This is a genomic window from Pseudomonas sp. ZT5P21 (genome assembly GCF_054897785.1).
This window is the reverse complement of record NZ_CM142705.1, coordinates 3,254,871-3,275,410: the sequence shown is the minus strand read 5'-3', so window position 1 is coordinate 3,275,410 and position 20,540 is coordinate 3,254,871. Positions and strand designations below refer to the sequence as shown.

The 20,540-nt window shown below is 59.8% G+C and carries 20 protein-coding genes and 1 pseudogene; 5 read left to right on the top strand and 16 right to left on the bottom strand.

What is annotated here, in order from left to right:
* Positions 1-137: 137 nt before the first annotated feature.
* Complete coding sequence (locus ACYZT9_RS15285) at positions 138-1,784, bottom strand: GMC family oxidoreductase (RefSeq protein WP_462006265.1); 1,647 nt, start codon at positions 1,782-1,784, stop codon at positions 138-140.
* Positions 1,785-1,904: 120 nt separating this feature from the next.
* Here ACYZT9_RS15285 and ACYZT9_RS15280 point away from each other — a divergent pair, with 120 nt between their 5' ends.
* Complete coding sequence (locus ACYZT9_RS15280; RefSeq protein WP_462006264.1) at positions 1,905-2,801, top strand: LysR family transcriptional regulator; 897 nt, start codon at positions 1,905-1,907, stop codon at positions 2,799-2,801.
* A 102-nt stretch (positions 2,802-2,903) separates the two neighbouring features.
* Here ACYZT9_RS15280 and ACYZT9_RS15275 read toward each other — a convergent pair whose 3' ends face one another.
* From ACYZT9_RS15275 to ACYZT9_RS15245, 7 genes are read right to left on the bottom strand one after another with little or no spacing between them, the layout of a single operon-like run.
* Positions 2,904-4,280 carry an ATP-binding protein gene (locus ACYZT9_RS15275; RefSeq protein WP_462006263.1) on the bottom strand — a complete coding sequence of 459 codons (1,377 nt, stop codon included), beginning with the start codon at positions 4,278-4,280 and terminating at the stop codon, positions 2,904-2,906.
* Positions 4,277-4,939 carry a response regulator gene (locus ACYZT9_RS15270; protein WP_462006262.1) on the bottom strand — a complete coding sequence of 221 codons (663 nt, stop codon included), beginning with the start codon at positions 4,937-4,939 and terminating at the stop codon, positions 4,277-4,279. The genes ACYZT9_RS15275 and ACYZT9_RS15270 overlap by 4 nt, the downstream gene beginning before the upstream one ends.
* A gap of 11 nt (positions 4,940-4,950) precedes the next feature.
* Positions 4,951-5,595 (bottom strand): tetratricopeptide repeat protein, encoded by a 645-nt coding sequence (locus ACYZT9_RS15265; protein WP_462006261.1) that lies wholly within the window; start codon positions 5,593-5,595, stop codon positions 4,951-4,953.
* Positions 5,592-6,401, bottom strand: coding sequence for an SDR family oxidoreductase (locus ACYZT9_RS15260; protein WP_462006260.1), 810 nt, complete (start codon positions 6,399-6,401; stop codon positions 5,592-5,594). Before ACYZT9_RS15260 ends, ACYZT9_RS15265 begins: the two co-directional genes overlap by 4 nt.
* Positions 6,388-7,062, bottom strand: coding sequence for a TenA family transcriptional regulator (locus ACYZT9_RS15255; protein ID WP_462006259.1), 675 nt, complete (start codon positions 7,060-7,062; stop codon positions 6,388-6,390). Before ACYZT9_RS15255 ends, ACYZT9_RS15260 begins: the two co-directional genes overlap by 14 nt.
* A complete protein-coding gene (locus tag ACYZT9_RS15250) occupies positions 7,059-8,540 on the bottom strand; it encodes an AMP-binding protein (protein WP_462006258.1) in 1,482 nt (493 codons plus the stop codon). The genes ACYZT9_RS15255 and ACYZT9_RS15250 overlap by 4 nt, the downstream gene beginning before the upstream one ends.
* Positions 8,530-9,207: a thermostable hemolysin gene (locus ACYZT9_RS15245; RefSeq protein WP_462006257.1), complete on the bottom strand. Its 678-nt coding sequence runs from the start codon at positions 9,205-9,207 to the stop codon at positions 8,530-8,532. Before ACYZT9_RS15245 ends, ACYZT9_RS15250 begins: the two co-directional genes overlap by 11 nt.
* 202 nt (positions 9,208-9,409) lie before the next feature.
* Between ACYZT9_RS15245 and ACYZT9_RS15240 the strand changes: the two genes are divergently transcribed.
* Positions 9,410-9,982, top strand: a complete 573-nt coding sequence (locus ACYZT9_RS15240) for a cytochrome b (RefSeq protein ID WP_462006256.1) — start codon at positions 9,410-9,412, stop codon at positions 9,980-9,982.
* Here the strand turns inward: ACYZT9_RS15240 and ACYZT9_RS15235 are convergent.
* From ACYZT9_RS15235 to ACYZT9_RS15215, 5 genes are all read right to left on the bottom strand, one after another.
* Entirely contained in the window at positions 9,963-11,072 is a 1,110-nt protein-coding gene (locus ACYZT9_RS15235) for a DNA alkylation repair protein (protein WP_462006255.1), read from the bottom strand. The genes ACYZT9_RS15240 and ACYZT9_RS15235 overlap by 20 nt on opposite strands.
* Positions 11,073-11,222: 150 nt before the next feature.
* Positions 11,223-13,031 carry a monovalent cation:proton antiporter-2 (CPA2) family protein gene (locus tag ACYZT9_RS15230; protein ID WP_462006254.1) on the bottom strand — a complete coding sequence of 603 codons (1,809 nt, stop codon included), beginning with the start codon at positions 13,029-13,031 and terminating at the stop codon, positions 11,223-11,225.
* Between the two features lie 178 nt (positions 13,032-13,209).
* Positions 13,210-14,283, bottom strand: a complete 1,074-nt coding sequence (locus ACYZT9_RS15225) for a diguanylate cyclase domain-containing protein (RefSeq protein WP_462006253.1) — start codon at positions 14,281-14,283, stop codon at positions 13,210-13,212.
* An 85-nt stretch (positions 14,284-14,368) separates the two neighbouring features.
* Complete coding sequence (locus tag ACYZT9_RS15220; RefSeq protein ID WP_462006252.1) at positions 14,369-14,692, bottom strand: protealysin inhibitor emfourin; 324 nt, start codon at positions 14,690-14,692, stop codon at positions 14,369-14,371.
* Positions 14,689-15,753: a M4 family metallopeptidase gene (locus tag ACYZT9_RS15215; RefSeq protein WP_462006251.1), complete on the bottom strand. Its 1,065-nt coding sequence runs from the start codon at positions 15,751-15,753 to the stop codon at positions 14,689-14,691. The genes ACYZT9_RS15220 and ACYZT9_RS15215 overlap by 4 nt, the downstream gene beginning before the upstream one ends.
* 144 nt (positions 15,754-15,897) lie before the next feature.
* Between ACYZT9_RS15215 and ACYZT9_RS15210 the strand changes: the two genes are divergently transcribed.
* Positions 15,898-16,236, top strand: a complete 339-nt coding sequence (locus tag ACYZT9_RS15210; protein ID WP_462006250.1) for an FKBP-type peptidyl-prolyl cis-trans isomerase — start codon at positions 15,898-15,900, stop codon at positions 16,234-16,236.
* A gap of 102 nt (positions 16,237-16,338) precedes the next feature.
* On the opposite strand, the gene ACYZT9_RS15205 is transcribed toward ACYZT9_RS15210, so the two are convergent.
* Complete coding sequence (locus ACYZT9_RS15205; protein ID WP_462006249.1) at positions 16,339-16,674, bottom strand: hypothetical protein; 336 nt, start codon at positions 16,672-16,674, stop codon at positions 16,339-16,341.
* Positions 16,671-17,908 (bottom strand): annotated as a pseudogene (locus ACYZT9_RS15200) (S-type pyocin domain-containing protein). The gene ACYZT9_RS15205 and the pseudogene ACYZT9_RS15200 overlap by 4 nt, the downstream one beginning before the upstream one ends.
* A gap of 254 nt (positions 17,909-18,162) precedes the next feature.
* Here ACYZT9_RS15200 and ACYZT9_RS15195 point away from each other — a divergent pair.
* Both ACYZT9_RS15195 and dmeF read left to right on the top strand, forming a co-directional pair.
* On the top strand, positions 18,163-18,438 hold the full coding sequence (locus ACYZT9_RS15195; protein ID WP_149661361.1) for a metal/formaldehyde-sensitive transcriptional repressor: 276 nt from the start codon (positions 18,163-18,165) through the stop codon (positions 18,436-18,438).
* 12 nt (positions 18,439-18,450) lie between these two features.
* Entirely contained in the window at positions 18,451-19,377 is a 927-nt protein-coding gene (gene dmeF / locus ACYZT9_RS15190) for a CDF family Co(II)/Ni(II) efflux transporter DmeF (protein WP_462006248.1), read from the top strand.
* Between the two features lie 35 nt (positions 19,378-19,412).
* Here dmeF and ACYZT9_RS15185 read toward each other — a convergent pair whose 3' ends face one another.
* Positions 19,413-20,540 (bottom strand): cytochrome P450, encoded by a 1,128-nt coding sequence (locus ACYZT9_RS15185; RefSeq protein ID WP_462006247.1) that lies wholly within the window; start codon positions 20,538-20,540, stop codon positions 19,413-19,415.

Here is a 20,540-nt window from a genome sequence, read left to right as displayed (position 1 = left end):
CATCGGGTGTACTCGTTCCCTGTAGGAGCGAGCTTGCTCGCGATGGTCGTGAACAATCACGCTGAAAGCCTGACACCCAGCGGCGTCCTCAGGCTCATCGCGAGCGAGCTCGCTCCTACAGTGTCCGTGTGTTGCGTTCAGGCATTCGTCACCAGTTCCATGGGTGTGCTCAGGCTCCTTGTGTTGGGGTCAAGAATGAGTTGCGCGGCTTTTTCTGCAATCATCAGCGTAGGCGAACAAGTGTTACCCGAGGTGATGCGCGGCATGATGGACGCATCGGCGATGCGCAGGCCGGGTAGGCCGTGGACTTTGAGTTGCGCATCGACCACCGCCTCGGCGTCGTTGCCCATGCGGCAGGTGCCGACCGGATGGAAGATCGTCGTGCCGATGCGGGCGGCGGCTTCGTGCAGTTCTTCTTCGCTCTGCAAACTGTCACCGGGCAGGTATTCCACCGGTTTGAACGCTTGTAGCGCGGGGGCGGAAACGATACGACGGGTCAGGCGGATGGCGTCGGCCGCGACGCGCAAGTCTTCCGGGTGGCTCAAATAATTGGGTTGAATCAGCGGTGCTTCCTGCGGATTGGCCGAACGAATGTCGATTCGACCACGGCTTTGCGGACGCAGATCGCAGACCGAGGCGGTGAAAGCGGGGAAGGCGTGCAGCGGCTCGCCGAAACGCTCCAGTGACAAGGGTTGCACGTGGTATTCGAGGTTCGCCGAGGTTTGCTCCGGCCCTGACCGGGCAAACGCACCGAGCTGACTTGGCGCCATCGACAACGGGCCGCTGCGGTCATACAGGTAACGCAACCCCATGCCCATCTTGCCCCAGACGCTGCCGGCGATCTGGTTCAGGGTCCGGGCGTTTTCCAGTTTGTAGATCAGCCGCAGTTGCAGGTGATCCTGCAGATTGCCACCCACGCCGGGCAGCTCATGGATCACGCCGATCCCCAGTTTTTCCAGCAGTGGGCGAGGGCCGATGCCGGAGCGTTGCAGGATGGTCGGTGAACCGACGGCGCCAGCGCAGAGGATGATTTCCTTGCGCGCCTCGAACGTTTTCGCCTGGCCCTGCCAACGAGTGCTGACCGCCGAAGCGCGGCCGTTTTCCAGCAGGACGCGGTCGACTTCGACGCCGGTCAGCACGGTGAGATTGGAGCGGTGGCGGACCGGTTTGAGAAACGCCTTGGCTGCGTTCCAGCGAATTCCGCCCTTCTGATTGACCTGGAAGTAGCCGCACCCTTCGTTGTCGCCCTGATTGAAGTCGTCGATGCTGGCGATGCCGCTTTGCTCGGCCGCACTGCGGAAAGCATCGAGAATCGGCCATGAAAGACGCTGACGCTCAATCCGCCATTCGCCGGCTGCGCCGTGAAATGCCGAGTCGCCGGCAAAGTGATTTTCGCTTTTCTTGAACAGCGGAAGCACGTCGTCCCAGCTCCAGCCGGGATTGCCGTCGGCGGCCCAGACGTCATAGTCGCGGGCCTGGCCGCGCATGTAGATCATGCCGTTGATCGAGGAACAGCCGCCGAGCACCTTGCCGCGAGGGTAGCTCAGCGCACGACCTTGCAGACCAGGTTGCTCTTCGGTCTTGAAGCACCAGTCGGTGCGCGGGTTGCCGATGCAGAACAGGTAACCCACGGGAATGTGAATCCACGCGTAGTTATCGCGGCCGCCGGCTTCAAGCAGCAGCACCCGGTGTTGTGGGTTGGCCGACAACCGATTGGCCAGCAAGCAACCGGCCGGCCCGGCCCCGACCACGATGTAATCGTATCCATCAAGGGAAGTCTGCATCCCTGACCTCTATTGTTGTTCTTGTTGCCGGTCATCCTAGTTGTTAGCTTTCGTCAAAAGAATGTTAGTTTTTGCGCAGCCGCTGTGCGTTTTTAAACAGCGTAGCCCTAAGGACGGTTCATGTTCGACTGGAATGACCTGCGGTTTTTTCTCGAATTGCAACGCAGCGGGCGTTTGCTCACCGCCGCCCGCCGTTTGAACACCACCCACGCCACGGTGGCCCGGCACATCGAGGCGATCGAAAAGAGCCTGGGCACGGCGCTCTTTGTCCAGCACGCCCAAGGCTACGAGATGACCCCGGCCGGGGAGGCGCTGCTCAAGCACGCCGAGGCGATGGAGAACGTTGCGCTGCTGGCTCAGGAAGAGATCACCCAATCGACCGCGCCGTTGGGCAAGATTCGCGTCGGCGTGACGGAAGGGCTGGGCATCATGTTCCTCGCCAGCCGCATGAACGGGCTGTTCGAACGCTATCCGGGGCTGGAAGTGGAACTGGTGGCGGTGCCGCGGTTTGTCAGTATTCTCAACCGCGAAGCCGAGATCAGCATCCACCTTGAACGCCCGTCCGCCGACATGCTGGTCACGCGCAAACTCACCGACTATCGCCTGGCGCTGTATGCCAGCAAGGCTTATCTCGACAGGGCGCCAGCGCTGCGCAGCCGCGAAGACCTCGGTCGCCATGCCTGGATTGGCTACGTCGACGATTTGCTGTTCAGCCAGGAACTGATGTTCCTCAACAGCTTCTGCCGCAACCCCCAGGTGGTCTTCCACAGCACCAGTGTCATCGCCCAGCAACAGGCGGCGCGCTCGGGTTTGGGGATCGCGGTGTTGCCGTGCTACATGGCCAGTGCCGATCCAGAGCTGGTGCCGTTGTTGCCGGATGAAAGCCTCCAGCGCAGCTACTGGATCAGCACCCGCCGCGAGCTGCACAAATCCGTGCGGCTGCGGGTGTTGTGGGATTACGTGGTGGAGTTATGCGAACGCGAGCAAACCTTACTGCTGGGCCCCGAATCCCTGTAGGAGCGAGCTCGCTCGCGAAAAACCCGAGAGCGCCGCGGGGTATCAGGCTTGCAGTGTTATCGTTAACGTCCATCGCGAGCAATCGAGCGACGACCGCTGCTCCTACAGTTTGCCGCGATCCGGAATTGACAACGTGGCACGCAACCCGCCTTCCGGTCGGTTGACCAGAGTGATTCGGCCACCCAGCCGAGTGGCAATGGTGTTGACGATCGTCAGCCCCAAACCGGCGCCTTGAGCATTGCCGCGGCTGTAGAAACGTTCGAACAATCGCCCGCGATCCGCTTCATCGATGCCGGGCCCCTGGTCTTCAACGCTGAGGTTGTAGAACCCGTCGGCCTGGCTCAGTTGCACGGTAATCACGCCCCGCATGGGTGAGAAATTCGCGGCATTGGTGATCAGGTTGTTCAGGGCAATGTCGATAGCGGCGGCGTCGGCCACCACGGGCAAGGGCTGGTCGTTGGCGTCGAAGGCCAGCTCAAGGTTTTTACTCAACAGCCACGGTGTCAATTGAACCAGACTGTCACGTACGGTTTCGGTCAGATCGATGCGATGCAGCGCCGGCGCTACGGCTTTGGGCTCGAGACGGGCCATGGTCAGCAATTGATTCACCAGACGGCTGGTTCGGTCGACGCCGACGATCAGAAATTGCAGTGATTCGCGACGTTCCTGTTCGGTGCCGGCCTCCAGCAGGTTTTGCGCATGCACCCGCAACACCGCCAGGGGCGTACGCATTTCATGGGCTGCGTCAGCGATGAAGCGGCGCTCTCGACCGAGGACTTCCTGAATCTGCGCGAGCATGCGGTTGAGCGCCGCTTGCATCGGTTCCAGTTCGCTGGGCAGTGGGTTCAATTGCAGCGGTTCGAGTGAGCCGCTATGCCGCGCCCGCAAGGTCTCCGCCATGTCCGCCAGCGGCTTGAGGCCCCAGCCAATAGCCATCCAGACCATCGCCGCCAGAATCAGGCTGCCCAGAATATTGGGCCACAAGGTGTGCCGCACGATCCGGTCCACCAGGTCCGACCGCACATCGTCTCGCTCGCCGACCCAGATGCGCAGGTGGTTCTGTTTGTCTTCGAGCAGGAAGGCGCGCCAGTGGCGGTCGTTCAGGTCCACGACATCACTGAATCCGGTTTTCGACGGGGGGGCGGTGAAGGAGGGGGCGCTGGCGGTGTGCACCAGCACTTCGCCCTGCTGATTCCACACCTGAAACGCCAGCTTGCTTTCATACGGGTGGCCGTCGACCCTCGGCACCGCTTCGCTCAAGGCCTGGTTGAACGCCTGGTACAGCTCGGTGTGTTCCTTGCTCGCCAAGGGCATGCGCATGACACCCTGCAACAAACGGGCGTTTTGCGCGAGGTGTGCATCGTAGACTTCGGCGATCTCATGATTGCTGTCATGCAGGTTGAGCGCGCTGATCACGGCCAGACCGGCCAGCATCAGGCCGATGATCAACGTTAGCGTACGGCGACGGATCGACGTCATCGACGCTCCTCCACCAGATAACCGACACCGCGAATGGTGCGGATCAGGTCCGTGGAAAATTTCTTGCGCAGGTGATGGATGTGCACTTCGAGGGTGTTGCTCTCGGCTTCTTCATTCCAGCCGTAGAGCAGCTGCATCAGATGATCACGGGTCATGACCCGGCCCGGTGGCGAGAGCAACTCGTGGAGCAGTTGATATTCCTTGGGCGTCAGTGCCACCGGGTCACCCTGATAGCTGACTTGCTGAGTACCGGGGTTGAGGCTGATGCCGGCGTGTTCGATCAGCACTTGGGCGCGGCCAGCGCTGCGCCGCAACAAGGCTCGCAGGCGAGCCTTGAGTTCTGCCAGATCAAAGGGCTTGATCAGGTAATCGTCCGCGCCGGCATCGAGCCCGGCGATGCGATCCTCGGTGGCATCCCGTGCGGTGAGGATCAGCACGGGCAGGTTGGAACCGCTGTCGCGCAAACGTCGCAGCACTTCGAGCCCGTCCATGCGGGGCAGGCCGAGGTCGAGTACCGCCAGGTCAAAGGTTTCGCTGAGCAGCGAGTGCAACGCGCTGCTGCCGTCCTGCAACCAATCGACGGTATAGCCTTCGCGGCCCAGCGCCTGATGGATGCCTTCGCCAAGCGCCACGTCATCCTCAATCAGTAGTAAGCGCACACGGTCTCCTGTCAGTCGAGTTTCTTGTTCACGTCCACCAGCAACGCGTCGATTTCCTTGCGACGCCCGGCATCGGCGATTTCCCGACCCGGCCGTGGCGCGGCCTGCAGGGCTTTTTGCAGCGCTGTCCGGGCTTCAACGTAACGCTTTTGACGGTAGAGGTGATCACCCCAGAAGTACAGACTATCGATGCCATTCGGGTTGAGTTGCAAGGCCAGTTTGAGTAGCTGCTCGGCCTTGTCCGAGTCGCCAAAACCGATGGGCCAGCCCGGAACGCGGTCGTACAGGGCGCCAAGGCTGGTGAAGGCCGAGCCTTGCAAGGCTTTGGGGTCCAGGGCCAGGGCTTTTTCCAGATCGACCTTCGCGTCCTTGACCTTGCTCAACGCACCGAGGCCGCCTTGGGCACCGGCCCAACTGCTGGTGACGATGCCGGACCAGATCCAGGCCTCGGCCACCGATTGGCGCTCTTTAGTGAAGGCCGAGGTCTGTGCGGCAAGTTTTTCGAACGCCGTCGTGCGTTGATCTGCCGGCAGTTCGTATTGAATGTGTGCCCAGCTTTGCTGGATGCCTGTCAGGCGTTGCTGGTCAGCAGCGTCCAGTGCCCAGACGCTTTGGCTCAGAGCGGCGAGCAGCAGGCAAACGGTGAGTTTTTTCATGGCTTGAGGTTCTCATTGTCGGGCTTTTGACTCAGGTGACGGATCAACGGCAACTGCTTGCGCAATCCCCGGTCCACCAGGTTCGGCAGCAGGCTGTTCAGGCGCACGAAAAAGCGCTCCTGCCAGCCCAGGTACAGGTCGCGGCGGTCGCCGGCAATGGCGTGGATCACGGCCTCGGCGACGGTTTGCGGGTCGTCGACATTGGACTTGAGTGCGTCATTCAGGGCCTGCGCCGCCGGGCTGTTCATGCTCGTGCGAGTCGCGCGCGGGGCAACGTACAGAACACCGACGCGGGTATCCGCCAGTTCCCGGCGCAACGCTTCGGAAAAACCGCACAAGGCAAACTTGGTGGCGCAATAGCTGGCGTAACCGGGGTAGCCGATGGAGCCGTACGTCGAACCGACGTTGACCACCATCGCGCTCTCGGCTTGCTTGAGTAGCGGCAGCAAGGTTTTGGTCAGGCAGATCGGTGCGCTGATGTTCACCGCCAGCATCGCATTGATGTCGCTGTCATCCAGCTGTTCGAGCATGGCGAAATGATTGATCCCAGCGGCGTTGATCAGCAGGTTGATACCACCGATGGCCTCGGCCGCGGCCAGCACCTTGCGTCTGTCGGCAACACTGGTAAGGTCCGCGCCGACCCAACGAAGGTGTTGCGGATAGCGTTCGAGTAACGGCTCCAGTGGCTCCCGATGTCGACACACCGCCAGTAACCGGGCACCGCTGGCACACAAAGCAGTCGCGATTGCCAGACCAATGCCACCGCTGGCACCGGTCAATACCACGCGAGCCTCAGACAGGCGCATGCGGATTCTCCCCGTCGCACGGCAAGCCGCGGAACATGTCGGCGTAAAGTTTGTACACGACCCGGGAGGCATGAATCACCGCGGCCTGGTCGGCCGGGTCGTCGAGGGTATTCATGAGCCGGCGATAGGTCTGCATGTGCTCGATATCCAGTGAGCCGTGGGAACTGAGGTAGCTGAAGGCGCTTTCCGGCAGCTCCAGGCGCTCACGAATGCTGCCGGCGGCGTGGGTGGCAAGGGCGATGCTGGTGCCTTCGAGTACGTTGACCATGCCGAACAGGCCGACCGGGTTGTCCCGCGCTATCAGGTCGTAGAGGTAGCTGACCATCAGTTCAATGGGCAGGGAAGGGCGACCGTCGCGCACCGAATTCTTGTCGCCGCCGCAGGCTTCAATATCGTTGAGGATCCATTTTTCGTGGCCGTATTCTTCCTCGATGTATTCGCACACGGCTTCACGCAACCATTCCAGACGCGACGGCAGACGCGCGCCGCAGGCCATCATCAAAGGTACGGTGTGGCGCACGTGGTAATAGGCTTGCGCCAAAAAGGCCCGGTAGCTGTCCAGACTGACCTTGCCCTCCAGTGCATCGCGAATGATCGGAAGGTTGAACAGTTCGTGTCGTTCTTGCAGGGTAGCTTCTTGCAGGGTGTCGAAAAAACTCATGATGCGCATTCCTCGGAAAGTGCGGATTCAGTCAATTGCGCCCGATAACGTTCGACGATGGCGTCACGGCGTGGACGGCCATTGGCGGTCAGCAGGCCGGTGGCGGCGGTGAACGGTTGATCCAGGCGGGTCCAGTGATGGACCTGTGCGTAATCGGGCAAGGCTTCGTTGGCTTGGGCGACGGCGGCGGCAATCTCTTCGTCGGTGCAATCCGGGCGATGCGGCCAGAGCAGCGCATGGTTACGCGGCATGGCTTCGCCGTAGACGAAGGCTTGAGCGATGTGACGGCGCTGGGTCAATTCGGCCTCGACCCACTCCGGGTTCACGTTGCGACCGAAACTGGTGACAAATTGATGTTTCTTGCGCCCCTTGAGGTAGAGGAAACCCTCGGGATCGAACTCGCCGAGATCGCCGCTGGGCCACCATTCATCAACGTACGGTGCTTCACCCAGATAACCGAGCAGCGTCGAACCCTTGATCAGCACTTCACCGTCTTCGGCCAGCCGGATTTGCACATGGGACAAGGGTCGGCCGGCGCTGCCGGGGCGATGTGCTTCTGGTCGATTGAGGCTCACCACCGACGCGCACTCCGATAGTCCGTAACCTTCGTAAACCGGTAGACCGATACGCTGTGCACGCTGCAGCAATTCCTCGGAAACCCGTGCGCCACCCACCGCGACAAAACGTAACGCATAGGGATTGAACGCTTTTTGTTCGGCGGCGCTGACCAGCATCAATAGCAGTTGCGGCACCAGGATCAGGCTTTCGGGTACTCGGCTGGCCAGGCAGCCGAGCAGGCGTGCCACATCAACACCGCTGGCGCCCTGGATGCCCAGGGTTTTCTGGCTGGGCAGGCTCAACGTTGCGCCAGCGTACAGCGCGGCGTAGCAACCAAGGTTTTCCAGCAAGATGGCCAGCGGCAGCAAGGCCAAGTGATGCTGAGGGTGGGTGGATTGGCTGGCCTGATCCAGCTCACGGGCGACGCGCAAAAAGCTCTCGGCGCTGAGGCACACGCCTTTTGGTGTGCCCGTCGTGCCGGAGGTAAACGTCAGTTTGGCGGTGCCTTCAGGCAGCCGATTCGGACCGCTGAAACGGCGGCGCCAGAATTCACCGGTCTTCTCGTAGCCGGCGCTTGGCAGTTCGTCTTCCTGCTCCGGCTCGGCGATCACCAGCTCGGCCTGGCTTTGTTCCAGGCAATGGCGGCGTTGCGTCGGGCTGAAGAAAGGTGGCAACGTCAGGCAGGTCAGGCCTTCGAACAGCGAGGCCAGGTCCCAAAGCATGGCTTCGACGCCATCGTCCAGCGCCAGTGCAACCACGTTGACGTTTTCATCGCGCAGGCGTTGCTGGCGATACGTGACTTCGGCGTACAGCGTGGCGTAGTCCAGTTTCAACTGATCGCCCCACAGAGCGATGGCATTAGTCTTGCGTTCGGCATGGCTGCGCAGAGTCTGTCTGAAGCGCTCCATTTCAGGCGACATGGCTGGATTCCTCCATGGACGACGGCAAACCCAGGCGGTTGAACATCCCGGTGTTTTGCAGATGGATGAAACCGGCGCGGATGTTACCGACGTGAACCCACGGCTTGCTCTCGTAGTAGCTGCCCCAGTTGTGGCGGTCGTCGCCGAGCCGCACCGGATCGGCTGCACACAGGGTCACAGGTTTCAAACCCAGACGATGAAAGCTGTTCACCAGCCCGATGTTGCCGGTAAACGCCACCCATTCCAGGCCGCCCATGGCCAGCAGGTAGGTGATGGCGATGATGCTCATTCGCGCGCTGCCGGTGTCGCTGGCGGCCAGGTTGCCTACTTCGACGATGTCGGCGCGGTTCACGGGGCGGTCGGCCGCAACGCTGATCAATGGATCGATCAGTTCATCCAGGTAACGCTCTAAAAACAAATGCCCGCTGTCCGCCAGACGCACACCGGCCACCGCGCAGAGTTCATCCGCAGCATTGCGCATGCCAAACAGCTCCGGCATGAAATGACGGATGTCAGCCCCGTGGGCCTTGCGGAATCGTTGTTGAATAAAGGCTTCGAAGACTGGACGCTGGGGTTCGTCCGGCAGGGCTCTGGCCAGACTCAGCTGCGGAATTTCGGCATGGCCGAAATGCAGGGGTAAAGGGATGTTCCAGTCGTAATCGGGCATTGAAAGAGGCCTCCCAGGGTGAGTTCGGGAGGAGTATCGGCGGCATTTCTTAACGGAATCTGAAGGTGGCAAAAGGTTGCAGCGAGGCCGTCTTCAGATTGCCTTAAGACTGACAGGGCAGGGTGGCGCCAGTCGGTGACCCACCCGGGTCAGGCTGCCCGAATGACTCGGCAGTCGATCATTGATTTCACGAGGCCCTTCTATGAACACCAACCCAGTCGTCCATCGGTATGGAAAACTCTCGATCACCTTGCACTGGCTGATGCTGGCGTTGTTTGTCGGCGTTTATGCCAGTATCGAAATCAAGGGCCTGCTACCCAAGGGGCACACGTTGAGAGGAATATTCCTGGGCCTGCACGGTCTGTTCGGGCTGAGTATTTTTGTGCTGGTCTGGCTGCGCTTGCTCGGACGCTTGACGCCCCGGCCACCGGTCACTCCGGCGCTTGCCAAATGGCAGGTCGGCGTTTCGCATCTGGTGCACCTGGCGCTTTACGTGCTGATGATCGGCACACCGTTACTGGCATGGCTGATGCTGTCGGCCGGTGGCAAGCCGATGCCCTGGTTCGGTTTCTTTCTGCCGTCGCCGATGGTAGTGGATCCGGACCTCGCCAAACAGTTCAAGCATTGGCATGAGCTGCTCGGCAGCAGCGGTTACTGGCTGATTGGATTGCACGCGGCGGCGGGTTTGTTTCATCACTATTGGGTCCGTGACAACACCCTGACGCGCATGCTGCCCGGCCGGTCGGGCAACAAGGTCAATCAGCATCAGCGATAATGTCGAACTGCGTGCCGGCCAGCCGTTCCCCGTTCACCAGAATGTGCACGGCGTGCCGGCCGGCGTAATGCTTGCGAGTCGTGAGTTCCTTGATGTGCTGTCCACGACTGAGGCGGGCGGTGGCGTGGCCGGTCAGCGTCAGGGTCTTGAGCTTGAACACCTTCGCTGAGGTGCTTCCGTTAGCCTTGACGTAATCGATGGCGTAGTCGATCACCAGGCGCTGACTGTTCTCGACCGTGGATTTAACTGTGAAGGACAAGGTGATTTTCTGCCCCAACGCAATCACCGCCGGATCAACCTTCACGTCCATGATCTCGACCTCGGGCTTGCCCCCTGCGCCAATGATCGCCAACGCGCGCTGATTGCCCTGCTTGATCAGGCTGCGCAGGGCGTGCCTGGCGATCCACGCGGTATGTCTGTTGTCCAGCGACCAGCCTTCGATCAGGTCCAGCACCCATTCGGGATGGTCCTTGGTGATGTCGTTGAGGTGATTGGCCACCGATTTGCGCACATAAAGGCTGTCGTCGGCCTTGAGGTTGTCAAGGATTGCGGCGGCGAGGGTCGGGTCAGACTGGACCTGCTCCAGTCGAAATGACCACGGCAGACGCGGACGGCAGCCTTCGCTGGCCAGACGCCGTACATGTTCGTTTTCGTCCAGCGACCAATCGTGCATCACTGCCAACGCGCGCTTGAAATCACTGCGCAGGAAATAGCGGATCGCGAATTCAGCGGAGCCGAAGGTTGTGAAGTATTTGAGCGCGTCCATGGATTGTTCGAACGCGTGGCCGCCATAGGTCGCAACGTAATGGGGCAGCGAGATGCTGACAAAACCGCTGTTCAGGCGCGGTGCGAGGGCGCGCAGCACCTCGAGCGACGCTTCATAGCTCAGCGGCAGCACCGCGTGCAGGCACTCGCTGACCCGGGCCATGCGCTGCATGATCGACAGCTCAGCCAGTCCCTCGTTGGCCATTTTCAGGAACGCCCTGGCGTTGAATTCCGGGTAAACCGCGGTCATCTCCGTGGCGATATGCTTGAGGCGCTCGGGGTTGAAGATTTCCTTGAGGGCGGGGGCGGGTTGGTCGGCAGCCATTGTGGATTCCTTGAAGTCGTTATTTATTCAGATACACCGCGTTATCGTTCTTCGCGAGCAAGCCCGCTCCCATATTGAATATGTGTCGTTCACAAATCCCCTGTGGGAGCGAGCTTGCTCGCGATGACGGTCTGAAGATCGCCCCATGACTCAAGGCTTGCCCGATTGTTCTTCCAGCTGATCCGACTCAAACAGCTTCGCCAGTTCCGCACGGGCTTCTTGTGCGGTCTGCAATACTTTCGCCGCATCGTCATACACCGCGTGCTGCGCTTCCAGCACCTGTTCATCGTGATGCTTGAACCGCTTGATCCGCGCATCGGCCTGAGCCTGGGTCAAGCCCAGTCCGACCAGCGTGCGCCGGCTCATTTCCAGGCTCGAATAATAGGTTTCGCGAATCGCCTCGGCTCCCAGGTCCACTAACCGGTGCACATGCTGACGGTTACGGGCGCGGGCGATGATTTTGATGTGCGGGTACAGCCTGTGCACGACCTCGGCGGTCTTGATGTTGGTGTCCGGGTCATCGGTGGCAATGATGAAGTATTCCGCCTGCTCGACCTTGGCCGCGCTGAGGATTTCCGGGCGCATCGGGTCACCATAGAACACCGGGACGCCGCCGAAACTGCGCGACAGCTCGATGGTCTCCACCGAGGTGTCGAGGGCGACGAACTTGATGTTCTGCGCGCGCAGGATACGCGCGACGATTTGCCCCATCCGGCCCATGCCGGCGATCACCACACGGGGTTCGTCGGTGTCGATCTCGCGGAATGTCTCTGGCACCACCACCGGCTGCACTTTCGGGCTGACCAGTCGTGCGCAGATCAGCAGCAACAGCGGCGTCACGGCCATCGACAGCGTGATCGTCAGCACCAGCAGGTCATACAGGCGCGGCTCGAACAAGCCCTGATCCCGGCCGATCTTGAACACCACAAACGCGAATTCACCACCGGCGGCAAGCACGATGCCGAGGCGAATCGCACTGACCTTGCCCAGACCGCCGGCCAACCGGCCCACCACAAACAACAGCGGCAGCTTGATGGCGATCAGCAGCAGCGTCAGCCCCAGCACCGTGATCGGCGCGCTGAGCAGCAAACTCAGGTTCGCGCCCATGCCGACACTGATAAAGAACAGCCCCAGCAGCAAACCCTTGAAGGGTTCGATCTGCGCTTCCAGCTCGTGGCGATACTCGGAGTCCGCCAGCAGCAAACCGGCGAGGAACGCGCCCAAGGCCATGGATACGCCGACCAGATCCATCAGCCACGCCGTACCGATCACCACCAACAACGCCGTGGCGGTGGAGACTTCCGGCAAACCGGTCCTGGCCACCACGCGAAACACCGGTCGCAGCAGATAGCGTCCACCGATCACCACCACCGCAATGCTGCCCAACACCCGCAAGCCGTGGTTCAAATCCTCGGCGCCGCTAGTGGTGTGATCGCCTCCCGCCAACAGCGGCACCATGGCAATCAATGGGATCGCGGCGATGTCCTGGAACAACAGAATCGCAAACGCCAGTCGCCCATGCGGACTGGTCAGCTCTTTGCGTTCAGCCAGGCTTTGCAGGCCAAACGCAGTGGACGACAAGGCCAACCCCAGGCCGAGCACAATCGCGCTGTTCAACGACTGGCCAAACACGAACAGCGCCACCACGCCAATCACCGACCCTGTCAGCAGCACCTGCGCCAGGCCGACGCCAAACACCGATTTGCGCATCACCCACAAGCGCCGTGGCGACAGCTCAAGACCAATGATGAACAGCAGCAACACCACGCCGAGTTCGGAAATATGGCTGACGCTTTGCGGATTGCCGATCAGGCCCAGCACCGACGGCCCGATGATCACCCCGGCAAACAGATAACCCAGCACCGCCCCGAGTTGCAGACGCTTGGCCAAGGGAACGGTGAGCACCGCCGCGAACAGAAACACGACAGCGGCTTGCAACAGGTTGCCTTCATGGGGCATGGGGAAACTCCAGAACTCGGCACGGCGGGGGGCACAAGGATAAAGGCTGCGACGACGGGCGTCAGCCTTGCAGGCAATGATTGTATGGAGGGAGCGTCGTTGCGTACTTCACTCGCAACAATAAGCAGTGGACATCACACCGGTGGCGCGTCAGACCTTTGATCACAAGTAGAACACGTCATTCCACCCGACTATGACTCAACGTCTGCTCACCCAACCGATACTGATTGTTCCCGCTGCGCTTGGCCTCATACATCGCCAGGTCCGCAATATGAATCAACCGGTCCATGCTCGGCGCATGATCCGGGAACACCGCGACGCCCAGGCTGGTGCCGATGTGGCGCTGGTCGGTGCCGATGGTCACGGGGGGTGAGAGTTCGACGAAGATTTTCTGGCAGATGCTGCGGGCTTCGTCTTGCAGGCTGCTGCCTTGAGGCAGGCCCTGGAGGATGACCACGAATTCGTCGCCGCCGATGCGGGCGACGGTGTCGGTTGAACGCAGGATTCGCTTCAGGCGCGTGGCGGTGGTGACGAGGACCCGGTCACCGGCGGCATGGCCGTAATGGTCGTTGATTGCCTTGAAGCCATTGAGATCGACGAACACCAGCACCACTCGGGTGGCGGTGATTCGGGCCTGTTCTAGCGCGTCGGACAGGCGTTGTTCGAGCACCAGACGATTGGGCAGGCCGGTCAACCGGTCGAAATGGGCCAGGTGTTGAAGGTAACTGGCGGAAGCTTTTTCCTCGGTGATGTCGCGGACCACGCCCATCATCTTGATCGTTTCATCGTGGTCGTTCTTCACCACGTTGCCGGTCTCGCGTAGCCAGCGAATCGTGCCGTCGGGCCAGATAACCCGATATTCCTCATCATGGTTGTCACCGGTTTCCAGGCACCGCAGCTCACCGGCCCGCACTTTGATCCGGTCGTCCGGGTGTACGCAGGCACAAAACAAGGCGTAGGAAGGCGTCACTTCTCCGATCTTGAAGCCGAACATGCCGTAGATCGCGTCCGACCAGTAGAGCCGCTCAGTATCGACATCCCAGTCCCAGGTGCCGATTCGGGCGAAATACTGGCTGCGTTTGAAGCGTTCGGCGTCGCTGTCCTGGAGAATGGTTTGCCGTTCGGACAGGCTGGCAATCAGCGTCCGACATTCGGCCAGCCGCTTGCGCAACCAGCGCTCGCGGCAAATCAGCGCGACGATCGCGGCTAGCAGCACCGAACCGAGGGCTGCGCTGGTCGAGACGGATATCATTCAGGGTTTGCCATCATGGCGAGCCATCATTCCGGGAAAGGTGTGCGTAGGTTAGTTCAAAGACCGGCTTAATAGCACTTAGCCTCTAAAGAACTTCTCCCTTATCCCACAAATGCACCAGGTCTCCCGGCGCCTGATCCTCGGGCACTTTCAGCACCAGCCGGTCGTCTTGCTCATTGAGGCGGTAACGCACTTCGATTTGATAAAAACGCTGATCGCCCTGGCCGGAGGACTCGCGGGTCAGGGGCAGACAACTCTCCAGCAATGTGCATATACGCGCGCGCTGATCGAGATCACATTGCGCGAACTCGATTTCACGGGGGCGGGTCAACGCGTGAATCACCGCGAAACCGCCCTGGCGGGAGAGACGAACGACTGCTTCATCGCCTAATGTCGGCAGCGTTTTCATGAACCCTCCTGACTCGTTTTGATGCCCACCCCGGCCCATCCCTGCGCAACTGCCCGTGCCTCTTCGGCGCCGAAACGATTGCGAGCGTGGGCGAAGGTCAATTGCGCGAACTGCTCGAATGACGCTTCACTGCCCAGACGTTTGTCGCACAGCGTGTCGTACCAGATGCGCCCGGCTTTCTCCCAGGCAAAGCCGCCCAATGCAACAGCCACCCGATAAAACGCCCGGTTGGGAATGCCGGAGTTGATGTGCACACCGCCATTATCTTCCTGAGTGATGACGAACTTGCGCATGTGGTCCGGTTGCGGGTCTTTGCCGAGCAACGGGTCGTCGTAAGCCGTGCCCGGGTGGGCCATCGAACGCAAGCCAATGCCCTTGATGCGTGGCGTCAGCAGGTCGGCGCCGATCAGCCAGTCTGCCTCAGCAGCTGTCTGGCCCAGTACATGTTGCTTGATCAGAACGCCGAAAACGTCGGATATCGACTCATTCAATGCGCCGGACTGGTTGGCGTAGATCAAGCCGGCTTCGCTTTCGATCACACCATGAGTCAACTCATGCCCGATCACATCCAGCGAGCGGGTGAAGCGCTCGAAGATCTCGCCGTCGCCGTCCCCGAAGACCATTTGTGCACCATTCCAGAACGCATTTTCGTATTCAACGCCGTAATGCACACTGCCGATCAGTGCAAAACCCTGATTGTCGATGGAGTCGCGGCCCAGCACCTCCCAGAAGAAATCATAACTGGCGCCCAAGGCATCGTAAGCCTCGTCAACCGCAGGATCGCCCGTCGCCGGCTGACCTTCAAGGCGCGCGGGCATTCCCGGCAGAAGCATTTTTCCTTGCGCGTCATGAATGCTGCGCTGAACCTGGCCGGGTTGGACGGAGGGGGGCAGGATCGTCGCCGCAGCAGAAGGCACCGGTTTGCCCGGCGTGTGCCGAAGCGTGCGCACATGGGTCAGAGTGACCATCGCGCTGGAGCGCTGATGCTCGGAACCGTAAGCGATGATTCGATTGAGAATGTAGGGCGGAATGAAACTGCGCAGTGATCGTGGGTCGGTCATCAGAGCATCCTTTACTGAGCGCGAGGTCGATACTCATGTGATCGGGCGCCAAGGGCATCGGTTCCATGGATTGCCTTCGGCGCCGAATTCTGCGAAAACCTCCGTCCCCGCCCCGGACCCGGGCGACCGTAAACGAGTAGACGCATGAACGACGAACTGCAAATCATCGATATCGAACAGGGCGACGGCAAAGCCGCCGTCAAAGGCGCACTGATCACCACCCAGTATCGCGGCTGGCTGGAAGACGGCACCGAATTCGATTCTTCCTACAGCCGAGGCAAACCTTTTCAATGTGTGATTGGTACGGGGAGGGTCATCAAGGGCTGGGATCAGGGAATCATGGGGATGCAGGTCGGCGGCAAGCGCAAGTTATTGGTGCCGGCGCACCTGGCCTATGGCGAGCGCACCATGGGCAAGATCACACCGAATTCGAACCTGGTTTTCGAGATTGAATTGCTGGAAGTGCTGACGCGGGATGATTGATTTGCTGGTCGCGACCTGAAAAGATAAACCTGGCATCTCTGTTAGAGGAGGTGGCGGGTTTCCTGTTCTGGAGTGGGAGATTTCTGATTGTGATTTTGCGAGTCAGATGAAAGCTTCAATATCATCAAGCGCGTCAGCAACAGTCGCTTCAAGTGCCGGAAATTTTTTCTTCGCAGTATCGAGAGCGGGCATCACAGCGTTCATATCCAATGTCCCGTGTCTGCGGGCTATATGACCGAGTGACGTGATAGCCGATGCCGCGACCCGTTCGGTGCTGCTGTCGAGGTATTTCAAGCAAATGGTCTGAGCCCAGATTCTGTCCTGCTCATTCAAACCAATTGAAATCAACGCGGTGACAATATTCGTTTCTAAGCCGCTATCAAGAAGATTGACCGCTTCGTCGTGGTTTATTGATGGGTCTTGGTAAAGAAGGCTCACTTTTCAGCTCCCAGAATATTTCCTTTGTTGTCGGCTTTTTTAGCCTTGACCAGAGCATTTTTCATATCTTGATGGAGTTTATCCCAAGGTCTGACATGGCCGTGGTAAACGTCCCCTCCCGTACGATCAAAGACGACAAACTCCTTGGTCTCTGGGTCAACACCAATCCGGCGTGCCGATGTAGGTTTTACCTGCACCGAGTTGTCGAGCGCTTCCTGTCCATTGGCGGGTCCCTTGCTTTTCACTGGTGTATTCGTTTTTCCGTGGTAACTGGCTGCATCGAATTCCAGGGTCAAGACAATGTAAAGAGGCTTGATACCGGAATCAGCCGGGAATACAAGAATGAAATCCCTGTACTCAGGCGGATAGATCGGATTGACGATGATGCTATCTGCGGCAGGTGTAGGCGGATAAATCCAGATATTCGGGACTTGTGGAGCACTTTCCAGCGGAGGGATTCCCGAAGTGCTGGACGGATCTACCGCTGGTGTCCATATCAGCGTTATCCCGTTACCAAAGTCAGCCACCTTTTGAAAACCTTGATCTACAAACTGCACGACAGGGATCATTTCCCAGTCGCTACGCGTTTGAGTGTTGTACCCATAGCCTTTCAAGGTGCCATCGGCCTGTTGTTCTACATGCAGGCGGACACGTGTACGACCTTCCTTGAGTGAATTGAGCTGTACTCCGAATACAGCGAGCTGTCCCCTAGACTCGATGGCCAAAGCAATGCAACTACGCCCGCCACAGCGCCGGCGGCAACGCCAGCCGTCACTGCCGCTGATCCACCGGCAACGGTGGCCCCGGAACCAGCAATCCCTGCCCCGCCCAGGAGAAGCGTTCCAACGGCACCAGGTAGGGCGCTTCCAGTGATTTTTTTTAGAGGAATATTCCCCGCTGCGTCCCTTTCGCGACCACCCAAGAGCGAGAACTTTCCGAAGTCGGACAGTTTCTCGACAGGGACAAACCCGGCAGGGTTGTCATGGTTGATTACCCCGTCCGAGAGATTGCAGCTTTTGATAAACACGCAACCCTTAGCGTTTTGTTTTTTCCGCCGCGGCTGCCTGACAAGACGGTCTTCATATGCTTGCTGTCGAGCCATCATGTCGTCATAGGATCTTTGTCTGGCGTCCCGCTCCGCCAGTTCAGTTGCGGTCATGTAGCGGCTGGTGATGTGGTGCCCGTCGCCTGACGGTGGGTTTTGAACCCGAGGGATGTCTGTTTTGCGAGATATGAGCGTCCTTGTTTCATCGTTTTGGAAATGATGCGGACGCTATCTTGAAAAGGTATTTCGAGGCTGTACGACAGGTCTGACATTCGCGGCGTTGTTACAAATGAGGATGTTGCTGAGGGAATCACGGCGAACTGGGTGCTGGATCAAATTGATCCACCTGAGTACGCGGCCAACCTGAAGAACCTCAAACCAGACTTGCCTCCGCCGGCCCAATCATTGATCATGCTCGCAACATAGGGGTAGGGGGTATAGGTATGTCGCACATTCACGAACACAAAGACGATCTTCTCAACCGGGTGCGGCGCATTGCCGGCCAGGTTCAGGCGGTGGAAAAGGCCCTCGAGTCCGACGCCGATTGCGCCAAGACCTTGCACCTGGTCGCGGCCATCCGTGGTGCGGTCAATGGCTTGATGGATCAGTTCATCGACGCCCACGCCCGTGAACACGTGGCCCACCCTGATCTCAGCAACGAGGAACGCGCGCAAGGCGTTGAAGAGTTGCTGCAAGCCATTCGCCGTTACTCGAAGTAGAGTCCAATCACCATGACACTGACACCTCAGGCTGCATCCTTCAGCCATAACCACATGTTCCTCGGCGATTCCCACGATGAAAATGCCCGCCGCACGCTATGGGTCGTGGCGTTGACCTTCGTGATGATGATCGGCGAAATTGCTGCCGGTTACATCACCGGGTCCATGGCGTTGCTGGCCGATGGTTTTCACATGGCAACGCATGCCGGCGCCTTGGGTATCGCGGCGGCGGCTTACGCTTTTGCCCGACGCAATGCCAACAACGCCCGTTACAGTTTTGGCACCGGTAAGGTCGGTGATCTGGCCGGTTTTGCCTCGGCCATGGTGTTGGGGCTGGTGTCGCTCGGGATTGCCGGAGAATCCGTTCTGCGCCTGTTTCAGCCGACCACCGTCGCCTTTACCGAAGCGACGCTGATTGCAGTGGCAGGGCTTGTAGTGAACATCATCAGTGCAGTGTTGCTGGCCGGTAATCACGGGCATCACGACCATGATCACAACCACTCGAATGAACATCATCACCATCACGACAACAATCTGCGCTCCGCGTACGTCCATGTGCTCGCCGATGCACTGACATCCGTGCTGGCCATCGCCGCGTTGCTGGCCGGCCGGTATCTGGGCTGGGTCTGGCTGGATCCGGTCATGGGCATTGTCGGCGCGATCGTGATTGCAAGATGGGCATATGGCTTGATGCGCGACAGTGCCGCCGTGCTGCTCGACACCACCGATGAGCAAGTTGCAGCGGAGATTCGTGACCTGCTGGAATCGAACGGTGATGTGAGGATCAGTGACTTGCATGTCTGGCAAGTCGGCCCACAGGCGCGAGCGGCGATTGTCAGTGTGGTGGCGTCGCCGGGTGTGGACGCCGACGCCATCCGCAAACGTCTTGCACCGGTACATGAATTGTCCCACCTGACGGTCGAACATCGTAACGCTTGAGCGAGGTGCTGACTCGGGATCGGCTGCTGACGTAACTAATAGGTGACCTTCACGGAAAACAGCGGGATCCGGCCGTTGAGGGAAGGGCGGTAGCACCAGGCCAATCGGTCCAGCGCGGGTTTTAACACCAGAATCTGAGTCAACGTGGCGCTGGCGATGCTCATGGCCAGCACCTGCCCCGGACATTGATGACGCCCTGCGCCAAAGGTGAAGCTGCGACGCTTCGGACGTTCGAACATGAACGTGTCAGGCTGTTCATTGAGCTGCGAATCACGATTGGCCGAAGCCAGCAGCACCAGGATCACATCGCCGGCATTCAGCTTTACGCCATCGATCTCACAATCTGCGGCGACGAAGCGGCGGGTGTTCTGCACCGATGGATCGAAGCGCTGAACTTCGGCCAACAGGTCCTCAATGTTGATCGAATCGTTCAGCCACTGCGGATTTCGAATCAACGCCAACAACGCGTTACCAATCAGGCCGGCGGTGGCTTCATAGGTCTGGGAGAACAGACCGATGAGATTGGCGATCAATGCATCGCTGTCGGAGGATGTCGCCGCAAACCGCTGGCGAATACCGGCGAGCAGGGTGCTGTGATTGTCCGGGTCATCCAGTAATTCAATGAAACAACCGCTGAGTTGCTCCGCCGCGAAGTGGGCTGCGTCCATTTGTGCCTGAGCGCTGAGGGGCGACAGGCACGCGACGAAGTCTGCGGTCAGCGCGCTGATAACCCGGCCCTGGGCAGGCGTGAACCCCAGCAACGCCGCGACCACGCAAACCGGGCCATGGAACATCGCCTTATGCAGCCCATCAGCGTCCGGACTGAGCAAACGCGCGCCGACCAACGCATTGACTTCCCCCACGTCAATCAGCGCCAGCCCCGGCTGAATCACTGACCTCGGGCAGCGCTGCCGTTCGCCCTCGTTCATCCGCATCAACTGACCGAAGACCTTGCCGGCCCAACCGCTGGCAATGGCCTTAGGCACTGGCTCATGAGTCGGCCGCACGTGACAGTCAGGATGCGCCAGCACCGCAGCGACCGCCTTGGCGCTACTCGCAACCCACAGTTGCAGTCCCTGGTGAAATACCAGTCCGCCTTGAGCGCGCAACTGCGCGTAATAGGGATAAGGGTCGGCATGAGTCGCAGCGATGACCGGGTCCAT

Bases quoted from the DNA above. Each gene is read 5' to 3' on its own strand.
- ACYZT9_RS15265 (WP_462006261.1), bottom strand. From the start codon at position 5,595: ATGAAAAAACTCACCGTTTGCCTGCTGCTCGCCGCTCTGAGCCAAAGC.
- dmeF (WP_462006248.1), top strand. From the start codon at position 18,451: ATGACACTGACACCTCAGGCTGCATCCTTCAGCCATAACCACATGTTC.
- ACYZT9_RS15210 (WP_462006250.1), top strand. From the start codon at position 15,898: ATGAACGACGAACTGCAAATCATCGATATCGAACAGGGCGACGGCAAA.
- ACYZT9_RS15235 (WP_462006255.1), bottom strand. From the start codon at position 11,072: ATGGCTGCCGACCAACCCGCCCCCGCCCTCAAGGAAATCTTCAACCCC.
- ACYZT9_RS15245 (WP_462006257.1), bottom strand. From the start codon at position 9,207: ATGCCCGATTACGACTGGAACATCCCTTTACCCCTGCATTTCGGCCAT.
- ACYZT9_RS15250 (WP_462006258.1), bottom strand. From the start codon at position 8,540: ATGTCGCCTGAAATGGAGCGCTTCAGACAGACTCTGCGCAGCCATGCC.
- ACYZT9_RS15225 (WP_462006253.1), bottom strand. From the start codon at position 14,283: ATGATATCCGTCTCGACCAGCGCAGCCCTCGGTTCGGTGCTGCTAGCC.
- ACYZT9_RS15215 (WP_462006251.1), bottom strand. From the start codon at position 15,753: ATGACCGACCCACGATCACTGCGCAGTTTCATTCCGCCCTACATTCTC.
- ACYZT9_RS15230 (WP_462006254.1), bottom strand. From the start codon at position 13,031: ATGCCCCATGAAGGCAACCTGTTGCAAGCCGCTGTCGTGTTTCTGTTC.
- ACYZT9_RS15260 (WP_462006260.1), bottom strand. From the start codon at position 6,401: ATGCGCCTGTCTGAGGCTCGCGTGGTATTGACCGGTGCCAGCGGTGGC.
- ACYZT9_RS15285 (WP_462006265.1), bottom strand. From the start codon at position 1,784: ATGCAGACTTCCCTTGATGGATACGATTACATCGTGGTCGGGGCCGGG.
- ACYZT9_RS15195 (WP_149661361.1), top strand. From the start codon at position 18,163: ATGTCGCACATTCACGAACACAAAGACGATCTTCTCAACCGGGTGCGG.
- ACYZT9_RS15220 (WP_462006252.1), bottom strand. From the start codon at position 14,692: ATGAAAACGCTGCCGACATTAGGCGATGAAGCAGTCGTTCGTCTCTCC.
- ACYZT9_RS15280 (WP_462006264.1), top strand. From the start codon at position 1,905: ATGTTCGACTGGAATGACCTGCGGTTTTTTCTCGAATTGCAACGCAGC.
- ACYZT9_RS15240 (WP_462006256.1), top strand. From the start codon at position 9,410: ATGAACACCAACCCAGTCGTCCATCGGTATGGAAAACTCTCGATCACC.
- ACYZT9_RS15275 (WP_462006263.1), bottom strand. From the start codon at position 4,280: ATGACGTCGATCCGTCGCCGTACGCTAACGTTGATCATCGGCCTGATG.
- ACYZT9_RS15255 (WP_462006259.1), bottom strand. From the start codon at position 7,062: ATGAGTTTTTTCGACACCCTGCAAGAAGCTACCCTGCAAGAACGACAC.
- ACYZT9_RS15185 (WP_462006247.1), bottom strand. From the start codon at position 20,540: ATGGACCCGGTCATCGCTGCGACTCATGCCGACCCTTATCCCTATTAC.